We start from the raw sequence: 14,924 nt of genomic DNA on the forward strand, positions 1-14,924 counted from the left end.
ATGTTAAGAACGACGAAAACAATCGGTTATATTATAGGTTATGCAGCACTTGTGTCTTCACAATTAAACAAAGTTAAGCATAAGAAGACATTGATTAATGATGTCCGTAAACAAGATGAAATGATCTTTTTATATGCAAAAAGATGGGCTTCACGCATTCTAGATTCAGCTGGTGTTACAACACACTTGTCTGGCAATACAGAATCATTTGATGAGCCTGTATTATACATTTCAAATCATGAAGGTAATTTTGATATTCCAGTATTAATTAATCATTTACCACAACCATTTGGATTTATTTCAAAGACTGAAGTTCAAAAAATTCCGTTTTTAAGTCCATGGATGGAAGAAATGAATTGTATATATTTAGATCGTTCAAATAGACGCGCAAGTTTACAAATGATAAAAGATGGTATTAACAAATTAAAAGAACAACATTCTTTATTAATTTTTCCTGAAGGTAGTAGAAGTAAAGGCGGAGAAATGCAAGAATTTAAAGCAGGTTCTTTTAAATTAGCTAAATCAGCTAAAGTTAAAATTGTACCTATTGCGATTTATGGGACATCTAAAATCATGGAAGCTCAAGATTCTAAAAAAATGGTCCCTGGTGATGTTTATGTACACATTCTAGATCCAATTGAGCCTTCTATTTTTGAAGATAAGACCATGCAAGAAGTAAGTCAATTTGTACAAGGAAAAATTAGTAATACTGTTCAATCATTAAAGGAGAATCATTATGTCAAAAATTAAAATAGTTGTTGATTCGACGACAGATTTATCAGCAGACTTTTTAGGAGAAAATAACATTACTGTCGTACCTCTAAATATACTAATCGATGGTGTAACGTACGTAGACCAAGAGGATATTAGCTCAACAGAATTTCTAGAAAAAATGAAAGACGCTAAAGAACTACCTAAAACAAGTCAGCCACCAATTGGTAAAATTGTTGAAACATATGACGCATTAGGAGCAGATGGTTCTGAAATTATTAGTATTCATATGACTTCTGAGTTATCAGGTACATTTAGCGCAGCTCAACAAGCAGCACAAATGACAGAAAGTAAAGTTACAGTTGTGGATAGTCAATTCATTTCATTAGCTTACGGGTTCCAAATTGAAGAAGTCGTGAAGATGATCAACGCAGGTAAAACTGTTGAAGAAATCGTCGAAGAAATTGAAGTGATTAAAAATAATTTAAGACTATTTGTGGTCATTGGTAATATCGACAACTTAATTAAAGGTGGTAGAATCGGTAAAGCGAAAGGCTTACTCGGTTCATTGATGAATATTAAACCAATTGGCGAATTGATTAACGGAAAAATCGAAATGATGCATAACGCAAGAACGCAAAATGCTATCGTTAAATATTTAATGAAAGAATTAGATGTCTTCTTAGAGAAGAAAGAACTTATTAAAATTGGTATTGCAGATGCGAATGCAGAACAATTGATGACGAAATTGATGAATACAATTAAAGAGAAGAAAAATTTCCACTTGTTTGATACTGCAGTAACGACACCAGTCGTTTCAACACATACTGGTGAAGGTGCTATTGGCGTGTTCTTCTATGGAAAATAAACATTGGATGAATCATAGAGCTTGGTTTTATGCTTTTATTATATTAATTATTCTAATACTTGGTGCTCTAGCTTATGTATGGTCTCAAATTTCAGACGGTACAAACCATCCAACCATAAATACAGAACAAACTAAGAAAGATTTCACCATTTCTTTTGATAATGCACAATTAGAATCGTTAATGAATGCTTCTATGAAAGATTATGATATTCAATCACGCATCACTAAGAAATCATTGTCATTTGATACTCGTACTAAAATTTTAGGCAAAAATATTGATATAACACTTCAAACGAAACCTAAAAAGTTAAATAACGATACAATCTATTTCAAAATTCAATCGATAGATATTGGTAAATTAAATATTTCAAATCCATTTATTCTATCTCAAATCAAAAAATATAGTGAACTTCCACCATATATTCATGTAAATCCTAAAGATGAATCCTTCAATTTATCTTTAAATCAGTTGGAGATTGATAATGTTGAGTCTATACAAATTCAAACATTAGATATTTCAGACAAAAAATGGTACTTTGATATTAAGTTAAAGTAACTTAACATCATTAAAGGAGGTACAACTATGGCATATGCAACGTTAGCTGGGGGATGTTTTTGGTGTTTAGTTAAACCTTTCAATGAATTCCCTGGTATTATTGAAGTGACTTCCGGATATAGTGGTGGTCATGTTGAAAATCCAACTTATGAAGAAGTTTGTACAAATCAAACTGGTCATGTTGAAGCTGTTCAAATTGAATACAATGAAGATGAAACAGACTTTGAAGCTATTTTAGATATATACTTTAAGACTTTTGATCCAACAGATAACAAAGGTCAGTTCTTTGATAGAGGCGAAAGTTACGAACCAGTTATTTTCTACCACGACAAAGAACAAGAAGAAATAGCGCATAACAAAATCAATCAATTAAATGAACAAAATATTTTTGATAAACCAGTCATTACGCCAGTTAAACCGTACAAGAACTTTTACCCTGCGGAAGAATATCATCAAGATTATTACTTGAAGAATCCCGCACATTATCAAGGGTATCAACAAGGTTCTGGACGTAAAGCATTTATAGAAAAGTATTGGGGGCGTTAAGATGCTTAAAAAAAGTAAAGATGAATTAAATGAAATGGAATATCTCGTAACACAACAAAATGGTACAGAACCACCTTTTCAAAATGAATATTGGAATCACTTTGAAAAAGGTATTTATGTAGATAAATTATCTGGTAAACCATTATTCACTTCAGAAGAAAAATTTGAATCTGATTGTGGTTGGCCAAGTTTTTCAAAAGCGTTAGATGATGAAGAAATTATCGAACTTGTTGATAAAACACATGGTATGATCAGAACTGAAGTACGCTCTGAAGATTCAGATAGTCATTTAGGTCATGTCTTTAATGACGGTCCTAAAGAATCTGGTGGCTTAAGATATTGTATTAATTCAGCTGCTGTACAATTTATTCCATATGATAAATTAGAAGATTTAGGGTATGGAGAATTAGTAAATCATTTTAAAAATTAGAGGAGTCGATTGTAATGTTTAAAAAATTATTTGGCGGTAACAAATCAAAAGATACAAATGTTGAAGTATTTGCACCAATTTCAGGTGAATATGTAGCAATTGAAGATATTCCAGATCCAGTATTTGCTCAAAAAATGATGGGTGAAGGATTCGGTATTAAACCAACAGAAGGTGTTGTAGTGGCGCCATTTGATGGAGAAGTTGTGAATGTATTCAAACCTTCAAATCACGCTGTAGGTATTAAAGCAGCTAACGGATTAGAAGTATTGGTACACGTAGGTTTAGAAACTGTTCAATTAGGTGGAGAAGGATTTGAAGCACTTGTTAATACTGGAGATACAGTAAAACAAGGCGATGAGTTATTAAAATTCGACATCGAAACAATCGAATCAAAAGTAAAATCAGTAATCAGCCCTGTTATTATTACAAACACAGATGACGCTGAAGAAATTAATATCGAAAAATTAGAAAGTCTAGTTAAAGGTGAAACTAAGGCTATTGATGTGAAAATGAAATAAATGAAACAATATTCTTTCTATCAATACGCACTAACAAAACGAAGTGAAAAAAGCGAAGTAGGTAAGTTGGCAGATTTAATCTTCCAAGACTTATCATTCCCTAAATTCACAAACGATTACCACACACTTTCAGATTACTTAGAAACAGAAGCCATGTTCACACAACCAATGAGCGTCTTCGATGACTTATTCGAATCATATGAAGAATGGTTGAAATTCTAAGATAAAACAAAACACCTCATTTTCAAGCGGAAATGAGGTGTTTTTTCATTTGTGGATTTGGTAATGATGAGGTGCTAATTACCACAATTTCGAATTGTGGTAATTAGAGACCGCTAACTTCCATTATTCTGAATTGTGGTTGTTAGAACGCGCTAACTTCCATTATTCTGAATTCTGGTAGTTAGAATGCTGTAACTTCCATTATTCTGAATTCTGGTAATTAGAACGCTGTAACTTCCATTATTCTGAATTCTGGTAATTAGAACGTTGTAACTATCATTATTCTGAATTGTGGTAGTTAGAATGCTGTAACTTCCATTATTTCGAATTCTGGTAATTAGAACGCTGTAACTTCCATTATTCTGAATTCTGGTAATTAGACGGGCCATTCTTACGGACATTTCTCGGAATTCTGTCCCTAACGACACCCGTTACACTCACGATATGAACATTTTTCCTTATTAATTCGTTCACTTTGCTGTTTCCCACACCAAAGTGTTTTTATTTATATGATTTAACTGTTAAAATAAATTATATTTGACAAGAAAGTTGTGAGTAAATGAAACCTTTTAAAAAGAAACAAAGTCGGCAAATAACGCTTCCTTTATATAAGTTATTCATTATATTATTTGTTACGGTCTTATTGACGGCTGTTGTATCGTTTGCTTCGTATAAATTCGGTTTATATTTTGGCAATGATCAACAAAAAGAGCTTAACAAGATTGAAGAGGCTTATAAACAAATTAATAACGACTATTACAAAGATGTTGATGACGACAAATTAACGCAAGGCGCTATTGATGGTATGATCAAATCTTTAGATGACCCTTATAGTGAATACATATCCGCTAAAGATACAACAAGCTATAACGAAGAAATTTCTGGTGATTTTGTTGGAATTGGTGCAGAAATGGAAATGCACGATGGCTACGTTAGAATTACGAGTCCTATGAAAGATTCTCCTGCTGAAAAAGCTGGCGTGAAATCTTTAGACGTTATTACGAAAGTTGACGATGAATCGATTAAAAATAAATCTTTAAATGAAATCGTCAAAAAAGTAAGAGGTAAAAAAGGTACTACTGTTACGTTAACAATTAAACGAGAAGGTAAAGAACCTTTCGATGTGAAAATTAAACGTGACAAAATCCATCTTACAAGTGTCGATTATACGAAGAAAAATGACACTGGCGTCATTGCAATTTCTAAGTTCCAAAATAAAACAACAAAAGAATTACAATCTGCATTGAAACAAGCTAAAAAAGACAAAGTGAAACATGTCGTTTTAGATTTAAGAAACAATCCAGGTGGTCTATTAGATGAAGTTGTGACAAGCGTTAACTTGTTTGTTGATAAAAATAAACCTGTTATATATCTAGAAACGAAAGGTGATAAACCACAAGCAGTTGAAACTGAAAACGACAAAATGTCTGGTATCGATGATATGGATTACACAGTTCTCGTTAATAAAGGATCTGCAAGTGCTGCAGAAATATTCGCTGGCGCATTACAAGATTATAAAATTGCAGACGTACTAGGAACAACGACTTTTGGTAAAGGCATCGGACAAGTTCATAAAGAATTTAGCGATTCTAGTATTTTAAAATATACAAACATGAGATGGTTAACACCTAATAAATCTTATATTCATAAAAAAGGTATTCAACCAGATAAAACCATTAAAGCACCTAAATATGAGGAAATTGAAATAATCGATCCAAGTAAGACATATCAAGAAGGCGATCAATCTAAAGAAATTAAGTCAATTAAGATTGGTTTGAACGCTTTAGGGTATAATATTAACAATGAAAATGACCAATTTGATGCCCAACTGACATCACAAGTTAAATCATTCCAAAGTGATCATGATTTAACTGCAAATGGTATTTTCACAGATGATACAACTAAGAAATTTATTGAACTTTTACGCAAGAAAATCCGCAGTGAAGATAAACAACTTGATGAAGCAATTCAATATATGCATAAGTAAATGGGGGAAACTAGTTTGAGAAAAGCAACAAGATCAGATATTCAACATATTAATCAATTAACAGAAATGGCTAAATCGATTATGGAGAACGATCAGAATCCTCAATGGGATCATCGTTATCCTTTAGAGAAGCATTTCTACGAAGATATAGATAACGGAGACTTATATCTATATGAAGAAAACAATGACATTGCAGGTTATATATGTGTCAATCAAGTACAAGCTGAATGGTATAAACAATTCGACTGGCCAGCTAATACTAACGGCGCATATGTCATTCATAGAATGGCTACAAATCCTGAATATAAAGGTATCGCAATGAAGATGATGCAATTTGCTATTGATATTGCTACTGAAGCAGGCACGCCTATTATCATAACGGATACATTTTCACTCAATAAACGTGCACAAAGACTTTTTGAAAAATTTGATTTTATTAAAATAGGTGAATATGAAACAGATGAGTTTCCATTTGATAAGAACGCACCATTTTATGCATATTATAAATTGATAGAGAACGAGGAGAAATAAACATGAAGAAGATAGCATTTACCGGTGGCGGTACGATAGGACATGTTGCAGTAAATTTAGCACTGATTCCTGAAGCACAAAAACGTGATATCGAAACAATATATATTGGTTCTAAAAACGGTATAGAAAAAGAAATGATTACTGACTCTGCCAAAGATACGAAATATATTGCGATTTCAAGCGGGAAGTTACGTCGATATTTATCTTTTGAGAATTTAAAAGACGTCTTTAAAGTATTAAAAGGTGTATTAGACGCTAGAAAAGTATTAAAGAAAGAAAAACCAGATTTAGTCTTTTCTAAAGGTGGATTTGTCAGTGTTCCAGTTATTATCGCTGCCAAATCATTAAAAATTCCATCAATTGTGCATGAATCAGATGTTACACCTGGTTTAGCAAATAAAATTTCAATGAAATTCGCTAATAAAATGTATACAACTTTTGAAGAAACTTTAAAATATGTACCTAAAGAAAAATCAGATTATATTGGTGCGATTATTAGAGAAGATTTAAGAGATGGATCTAAAGAAGAAGGTTATCAATTAACGGGCTTTAATGATCAATTACCTGTATTACTCGTAATGGGTGGTAGCTTAGGTTCTAAAGCTTTAAATAAAGCGATTCGAGATAACTTAGACTATTTAACAAAGAAATATCAAATTATTCATTTAACTGGTAAAGGTCATGTAGATCATAGTATTAAAAACGACAACTATGTCCAATATGAGTTTGTTTCAAATGAATTAATGCACTTCTATGCGATTACGGACACTGTTATCAGTAGAGCAGGCGCTAACGCTATATATGAATTTGCGACATTGAAGTTACCTATGTTATTAATTCCACTTGGTTTAGATCAATCTAGAGGAGACCAAATTGATAACGCTAAAATTTTCGAGAAAAATGGATATGCTAAAGTATTACAAGAAAAAGATGTCGACCAATCTAATCTGATCAGTCAACTTGATAAATTAGAAAACGAACGTGAAGCTATTATTGACAAAATGTCACATTTCAAAGAAAGTTATACTAAAGAAACACTATTTAACAAAATTGAATCAGACATAAAGTAAAGGGGGCAATCGAATGAGCCAAGCAAACCGTACTTTACTCATACTAATATTTAGTTTGATATTTGGAGTCATTGCATTTTTCCATGAATCAAGACTCGGTAAATGGATTGATAATGAAGTTTATAACTTTATATATTCAACTGAAAGCTTTATAACAACTTCTATAATGCTTGGTTTCACAAAACTAGGAGAAGTTTGGGCAATGATTGCCTTATCACTCATTGTGATTTGTTACTTAAAACTTAAAAAATATAACATTGAAACATTATTTTTTGCAGTTACGATGATTTTATCAGGTACATTAAATCCACTTCTTAAAAATATATTCGACAGAGAACGACCAACTTTACTTAGACTGATAGATATTTCTGGATTTAGTTTTCCGAGTGGACATGCAATGGGATCCACCGCATTTTTCGGATCACTAATATTCATTATATTTAGAGTGGCGAACAAATCTATTCGACCTTATTTGATGGGGTTATGTGTCATTTGTATCGCAATGATATCATCATCACGCGTATATTTAGGCGTACATTATCCAACTGATATCATTGCTGGTATAATTGGTGGCGTTATTTGCATAATGCTAACTCAAAGTATGTTACGAAAGAAATTATAGATAAGTATGGAACAGGATGAGCTGTTCCATACTTTTTTTGGAATTAGCTGCCGTTACGAACAAGTTTGGTCAGAAGTGTTCATAAGGCACCCGTTATGAACAAGTTTAGCCGAAAGTGTTCATAAGGATACCAGTAATTACAGTTCTTGCGAGTTTTGTAAATAGGGACTGCAAATAACGCTTCTATTCCTCTATTAAATCCAAACAAAAAAACAGCCACAGTGATTTGGACAGAATCACTGCGGCTGTTTTACTTTTATGGGCATAAAAGGGGGTTATAGAAAATGTTCAATCCATACTTAGAGGGGGAACTCTTTTATTTGATTGATAATCATTTTCAATTACTATTATAACCAATTGAGAATGAATGTCAATTAGTTATTTAAATTTTTTACTATTTTAAATGATAAAATAGTAATGCTCATATATAATGAACATGTTAAACTCGAAAATGTTATCTTTTACTAGAGGGGGAACTCTTTCATTGATAATCATTTTCAATTACTATTATAACTAACTGAGAATCATTGTCAATTAAAAATTGAAAACTTTTATAATTTTATTACGAGGTGGCAATATGAAAAAGATACTCATCATAGAAGATGAACAAAATTTAGCAAGATTTATAGAATTAGAACTTAAGCATGAGGACTATGAAGTTGAAATATGTAATGATGGTGAGAGTGGATTAAACCAAGCTCTAGCTGAAGATTACAATTGTATATTATTAGATCTCATGTTACCAAAAATGAATGGTCTTGAAGTATGTAGACGTGTTCGTCGTGAGAAAGATACGCCGATTATTATGATAACGGCTAAGGGCGATACATATGATAAAGTTATTGGTCTTGATTATGGCGCAGATGATTATATTGTTAAACCATTTGATATTGAAGAATTATTAGCGAGAATTCGCGTTATTATTAGAAGAAATGTCACAGTTGAACCAGTAAGTCATACAATTACTGTTAATGATTTAACAATTGATAAAAATGCTTTTTCTGTATCTATCCATGGTGAATCTGTTGATTTGACAAAAACTGAATACGAATTGTTATTATTATTGGCTGAAAATCAAAATTTCGTCTTACAAAGAGAACAGATTTTAAATCATGTATGGGGTTATGAGTCAGAAGTTGAAACAAATGTTGTGGATGTATATATTCGTTATTTACGTAACAAACTTAAACCATTCAAGAAAGAGAATATTATCGAAACTGTTAGAGGAGTGGGATACGTGATTAGATCATGAAACAACAATCATTAAAGACGAAATGGATGATGCTCACTACGACGATTACGTTTATTATATTTGCTTTATTCAGTATGTTTATCATTTATTTCATTAGTTTATATTTGAAAGACCAAGAAACAAGCACAGCAACAAGAAGTACGTACGACACCATTAATTTATTGAAGACGAAGACACTTGGTCAAATTACTTCAACTGATATTAATGCGACGATAACGGATAATCAAAAGCTTGTGCTATATGATAGATTTGGTAAACCAATTTTTGAAGAAACACATAATAACGATTTAGATTATACGCCTAAATTTGAACGTGTGAATCAACTTAAAGTTTATGAAACGAAACAAAATAATAAATCATATATTGTCGTTTATACACCTGTAAACACAAGTTATTTCAGTGGTTATGAAGCTGTTGTCCATCCACTAGCAAATTATGATGCCATTATTAAATTTATGATTATATTAGCAACTGTATTTGGATTAACGGCATTGTTCTTAATTGCATTAATCAGTTATGTATTCTCGTCACAAATCACGAAACCTATTACGATATTATCCGATAAAATGAAACAAATTCGTAGAGACGGTTTCCAAGAAAAGCTTGAAGTACCCACAAACTATGAAGAAACAGACGATATGATCCAAACCTTTAATAGAATGATGGAACAATTGGAAAGTTCTTTTGACCAACAGAAACAATTCGTCGAAGATGCTTCACATGAATTGAGAACACCGCTGCAAATTATACAGGGGCACTTAAACCTTATTCAAAGATGGGGTAAAAACAATCCAGAAGTATTAGAAGAATCTCTAGATATTTCTATAGAAGAAATGACACGCATTACGAAACTCGTCGAAGAACTTCTTTTATTATCAAAAGATGCTCGATCTAGTACAGGTGATGAGATTGATATAGTCGATATCAACTACGAAATAAATTCTAGAATTAAATCATTAAAGAAATTACATCCAGATTATACATTTAATTTCGAATCAAATTACAACGCTATTAGAATGAATATCAATCGATTTCATTTCGAACAAATGTTATTGATCTTTATTGATAACGCTATGAAATATGATAAGAAAAATAAAAATATTGAAATTGTGACGAATTTAAAAAACAGAAATATTACAATTGATATTATTGACCATGGTGTGGGCATACCTCAAAAAGATTTAGAATTCATATTTGACCGATTTTATAGAGTTGATAAATCGCGTTCTAGAAAAGAAGGCGGCAATGGACTCGGCCTTTCAATTGCTAAGAAATTAGTTAATTCTTATGATGGAATTGTGAAAGTTGAAAGTGTTGTGAATGAGTACACAAAAATATCAGTTGTATTCAAAGAATCTTTTATAAACAAATAAGTTCAATATTGTCAAATTAGCCTTTAACTCAATACTGTTAAGTGCTAAAATGGAAATGTAAACGGTTTATAATTTTCTTGGAGGGTGGAACATGAAGAATGATAATCATGTCGAAGCACCTGTAAGATTTGGAACTAACTTAGGGTTAATGTTAGAAATGTATGATAATTACGTTAATGATCCAGAGTCAGTACCGGAAGACTTGCAAGTGTTATTCGATGAATTAACAAGTAACAACACAGGCGCTGGCCTACAATCAAGTACTGGGGTGGACAACTCAAGTGTAAAACGTGTAATGCGTTTAATTGATAATATCAGACAGTATGGACATTTAACTGCAGATATTTATCCAGTGTACCGTCCAGAAAGAAAAAACGTACCAAAATTAACACATCAAGACTTTGGACTTTCAAAAGAAACTTTGGAAAAACTTCCAGCAGTTATCGTATCAGATCACTTTGATGGAGAATTTAACAATGCATATGAAGCAATAGAATATATGACTTCTTGTTACCAAGGTCCTATCGCTTTTGAGTACACGCATATTAATAATAATGAAGAACGCGTATGGTTGAAGAGATATATCGAATCAACACATACAATTGAAATTTCTAAAGAAGAAAAAATCGAACTATTAAAAAGTTTAGCTGAAGTAGAAGGCTTTGAAAAATATATCCATAAGAATTTCGTAGGTGCTAAACGCTTCTCAATCGAGGGTGTAGATAGTTTAGTACCAATGTTACAAAGAGTCTTAAAACGTACGAATGCTGCTAATATACCAAACATCCAAATTGGTATGGCGCATAGGGGTAGATTAAACGTTTTAACTCACGTATTAGAAAAGCCATATGAAATGATGATTTCAGAATTTATGCATAAGAACCCACTTATTTTCTTACCGAAAGATGGTTCTTTAGAAATCACAGCTGGTTGGACAGGCGATGTTAAATATCACTTAGGTGGTACGAAGACAACAAGTAAATACGGTATCGAACAATCGATTACTTTAGCAAACAACCCAAGTCACCTAGAAATCGTTTCTCCAGTCGTTCTTGGTAAAGCGAGAGCTAATCAAGATACAACAATTGATACTGGAAGACCAAGTCAAGATGTTAATAAATCACTTGCAGTCTTAATTCATGGTGATGCTGCATTCCCTGGACAAGGTATTAACTTTGAATCTATGAACTTAAGTAACTTAGATGGTTATACAACTGGTGGTTCATTACACATCATTACGAATAACAGAATTGGTTTCACTACTGAAGCAGAAGATGGACGCTCTACAACATACTCAACTGATGTTGCAAAAGGTTATGACTTACCAATTATCCATGTAAATGCAGATGATGTTGAAGCTACTGTTAAAGCAATTGAAATGGCAATGGACTTCAGAGAGAAATTCAATAAAGATTTCGTCATCGATTTAGTTGGTTATAGACGTTATGGACATAACGAAATGGACGAACCATCTATTACAAATCCAATGATGTATAAAGCGATTAAAGAACATCCATCTATTGAACATATTTATGGTAAAAAGCTTGTCGAAGAAGGCATTATTACAGAAGCTGAAATGAATGAAATTTTTGAAGATGTAACGAAACGCCTAAGAGCTGCTCATGACAAGATTGATAAAGATGCTGAAATGGATAATCCAGAAATGACTTTACCTGATAACATCAGTGAAGGACAAGATTATGAGTTAGCAAACGCTACTTATGAAGAATTAAAAGCGATCAATGATGCAATGTTTGATTATCCAGAAGATTTCACAGTCTTCAAGAAGTTAAACAAAGTATTAGATAGACGTCGTGAACCATTTGAAAAAGACGGTCTTGTAGACTGGGCACATGCTGAACAACTTGCATTTGCGACAATTTTACAAAATGGTACACCAATTCGATTAACTGGACAAGATTCAGAACGTGGAACATTCGCGCATAGACATGCTGTGTTACATGATGAGAAAGATGGTAAGTTATTTATTCCATTACATCACGTACCGAATGGTAAAGCATCATTCGATATTCATAACTCACCATTATCTGAAGCTGCAGTAGTTGGTTTTGAATATGGTTATAATGTTGATCATCCACAATCATTTAATATTTGGGAAGCGCAATACGGTGACTTTGCAAATATGGCACAAATGATATTCGATAACTTCTTATCTAACAGCAATGCTAAATGGGGAGAAAAGAGTGGTTTAGCTTTATTCTTACCACATAGTAATGAAGGACAAGGTCCTGAACATTCATCAGCAAGATTGGAAAGATTTTTACAATTAGCTGGCGAAAACAACATGACAATCGCTAACTTAACAAGTGCTTCTAACTATTATCACTTATTAAGAAGACATGCAAAATATCTTAACACAGATAAAATGAGACCATTAGTCTTAATGTCACCAAAAAGCTTATTAAGAAATAAAATTGTTTCTCGTCCAATTGAAGAATTCACTAAAGGACAATTTGAACCAATTTTAGTTGAACCATATAAGAAGACTAAAGTTAAGAAAGTTATTATTTCATCAGGAAAAATGTTTATTGACTTAAAAACTGAATTACAAAAAAATCCTAACGATGAACTTTGTCTAATTGCACTTGAACAACTTTATCCATTCCCTAAAGAAGAGATAAAGAACGTTCTTTCTGAATTCAGAAATCTAGAAACAGTTCGCTGGGTTCAAGAAGAAGCGAAAAACCAAGGTGCTTGGTCATTCGTTAGCTTAAAACTTCAAGACATTCTAGAAGATCGCAAAGTAGAGCTTGAATATCACGGTCGTAAAGTACGTTCTTCAACTGCAGAAGGCGACGGCGAAATATACAAACTTATACAAAGTAAAGTAATCCAAGAAGCTTTAAAACATAATTAGGGGGAAAAGAATCATGTCAGAGGTAAAAGTACCAGAATTAGCAGAATCAATTACAGAAGGAACAATTTCAGAATGGCTCAAATCAGTTGGTGACCAAGTTGAAAAGGGCGAAAATATCGTCGAATTTGAAACTGACAAAGTAAATGTTGAAGTCATTTCAGAAGTTGCAGGTGTTCTAACTGAAATCAAAGCTGAAGAAGGCGATACTGTTGAAGTAGGTTCAGTCATTGCTGTCGTTTCAGACGGAGAAGCACAACCAGCTTCAAACGATGCTAAACCTGAAAAGCAAGAAGAACCATCTAAAGAAGATGCAGGTAAACCAGAAGCTACAGAAGCTAAAGAAGAAACAGCATCTTCAAATGAAAGAATTCAAGCAACACCATCAGCACGTCGTTTAGCACGTGAAAAAGGTATCGACTTAAGCAAGGTTAAGACTCAAGCAGGAGACGTTATTCGTCCAGAAGACGTTGAAAGTGCAGCTAAACCTCAACCACAAGCTAAACCAGCTGAGAAAAGCCAACCAGCACAAGCTAAATCTAATGACAATCCTTCTAAACCTGTTGTTCGTGAGAAATTATCACGTAGACGTCAAACAATAGCTAAGAAATTATTAGAAGTATCTAATAATACAGCTATGTTAACAACATTTAATGAAGTTGATATGACTAACGTAATGGAATTACGTAAACGTAAGAAAGAAAAATTCCAAGAAGACCATAACGGTACACGTTTAGGATTCATGTCATTCTTCACTAAAGCAGCAGTAGCAGCATTGAAGAAATATCCTGATGTAAATGCTGAAATTGATGGTACTGATTTAGTACTTAAACAATTCTATGATATCGGTATTGCCGTTTCTACAGAAGAAGGTTTAGTAGTACCAATCGTTAAAGATTGTGACAAGAAAAACTTCGCTGAAATCGAACAAGATATCGTAGACTTAGCTGTTAAAGCTAAAGACAAAAAATTAGGCTTAGATGACATGATGGGTGGATCATTCACGATTACTAATGGTGGTGTATTTGGTTCATTAATGTCTACACCAATTATCAATGGTACACAAGCTGCTATTTTAGGTATGCACTCAATTGTTACAAGACCAATTGCAATTGATAAAGATCGTATGGAAAATAGACCGATGATGTACATCGCGTTAAGCTATGACCACAGAATTATTGATGGAAAACAAGCAGTAGGATTCTTAAAAACAATTAAAGACTTAATTGAAAATCCAGAAGATTTATTATTAGAATCTTAATATAGCATTATGGAAAAATACAACGACAGTAATTGTCGTTGTATTTTTTTCGTATTATGAATCATCTCAATTCTGAGATGTGGTTTTATTTTTATATGAAAA

15 protein-coding genes are annotated in these 14,924 nt (G+C 32.6%); all 15 read left to right on the forward strand.

Annotated features, from left to right (window positions below; genetic code table 11):
- Positions 1-750, forward strand: coding sequence for a lysophospholipid acyltransferase family protein (locus LQ622_RS00060; RefSeq protein ID WP_037590515.1), 750 nt, complete (start codon positions 1-3; stop codon positions 748-750).
- The gene (locus LQ622_RS00065) at positions 737-1,579 is read left to right on the forward strand and encodes a DegV family protein (protein WP_239774496.1); all 843 of its coding nucleotides are present in this window, start codon (positions 737-739) and stop codon (positions 1,577-1,579) included. Before LQ622_RS00060 ends, LQ622_RS00065 begins: the two co-directional genes overlap by 14 nt.
- Complete coding sequence (locus LQ622_RS00070) at positions 1,569-2,135, forward strand: DUF2140 family protein (RefSeq protein ID WP_239774507.1); 567 nt, start codon at positions 1,569-1,571, stop codon at positions 2,133-2,135. The genes LQ622_RS00065 and LQ622_RS00070 overlap by 11 nt, the downstream gene beginning before the upstream one ends.
- Positions 2,136-2,162: 27 nt before the next feature.
- On the forward strand, positions 2,163-2,681 hold the full coding sequence (gene msrA / locus LQ622_RS00075; protein WP_037560246.1) for a peptide-methionine (S)-S-oxide reductase MsrA: 519 nt from the start codon (positions 2,163-2,165) through the stop codon (positions 2,679-2,681).
- Between the two features lies 1 nt (position 2,682).
- Positions 2,683-3,111 (forward strand): peptide-methionine (R)-S-oxide reductase MsrB, encoded by a 429-nt coding sequence (gene msrB / locus LQ622_RS00080; RefSeq protein ID WP_025906285.1) that lies wholly within the window; start codon positions 2,683-2,685, stop codon positions 3,109-3,111.
- Between the two features lie 14 nt (positions 3,112-3,125).
- Entirely contained in the window at positions 3,126-3,629 is a 504-nt protein-coding gene (locus tag LQ622_RS00085) for a PTS sugar transporter subunit IIA (protein ID WP_025906286.1), read from the forward strand.
- Positions 3,630-3,851 (forward strand): YozE family protein, encoded by a 222-nt coding sequence (locus LQ622_RS00090; protein WP_025906287.1) that lies wholly within the window; start codon positions 3,630-3,632, stop codon positions 3,849-3,851.
- Positions 3,852-4,410: 559 nt separating this feature from the next.
- Complete coding sequence (locus LQ622_RS00095; protein WP_037590509.1) at positions 4,411-5,838, forward strand: S41 family peptidase; 1,428 nt, start codon at positions 4,411-4,413, stop codon at positions 5,836-5,838.
- A complete protein-coding gene (locus LQ622_RS00100; protein ID WP_191835564.1) occupies positions 5,839-6,369 on the forward strand; it encodes a GNAT family N-acetyltransferase in 531 nt (176 codons plus the stop codon).
- 2 nt (positions 6,370-6,371) lie between these two features.
- On the forward strand, positions 6,372-7,439 hold the full coding sequence (locus LQ622_RS00105; RefSeq protein ID WP_204170193.1) for an undecaprenyldiphospho-muramoylpentapeptide beta-N-acetylglucosaminyltransferase: 1,068 nt from the start codon (positions 6,372-6,374) through the stop codon (positions 7,437-7,439).
- Between the two features lie 13 nt (positions 7,440-7,452).
- Entirely contained in the window at positions 7,453-8,061 is a 609-nt protein-coding gene (locus LQ622_RS00110) for a phosphatase PAP2 family protein (RefSeq protein ID WP_037590506.1), read from the forward strand.
- Between the two features lie 577 nt (positions 8,062-8,638).
- Entirely contained in the window at positions 8,639-9,313 is a 675-nt protein-coding gene (locus tag LQ622_RS00115; RefSeq protein WP_037590505.1) for a response regulator transcription factor, read from the forward strand.
- Entirely contained in the window at positions 9,310-10,686 is a 1,377-nt protein-coding gene (locus LQ622_RS00120) for a HAMP domain-containing sensor histidine kinase (protein WP_037590504.1), read from the forward strand. The genes LQ622_RS00115 and LQ622_RS00120 overlap by 4 nt, the downstream gene beginning before the upstream one ends.
- A 91-nt stretch (positions 10,687-10,777) precedes the next feature.
- On the forward strand, positions 10,778-13,564 hold the full coding sequence (locus LQ622_RS00125; RefSeq protein WP_204170195.1) for a 2-oxoglutarate dehydrogenase E1 component: 2,787 nt from the start codon (positions 10,778-10,780) through the stop codon (positions 13,562-13,564).
- Between the two features lie 13 nt (positions 13,565-13,577).
- A complete protein-coding gene (gene odhB / locus LQ622_RS00130) occupies positions 13,578-14,822 on the forward strand; it encodes a 2-oxoglutarate dehydrogenase complex dihydrolipoyllysine-residue succinyltransferase (protein ID WP_239774508.1) in 1,245 nt (414 codons plus the stop codon).
- Positions 14,823-14,924: the final 102 nt, after the last annotated feature.

It is taken from the genome of Mammaliicoccus sp. N-M50 (genome assembly GCF_022386995.1).
GTDB lineage: Bacteria > Bacillota > Bacilli > Staphylococcales > Staphylococcaceae > Mammaliicoccus > Mammaliicoccus sciuri_A.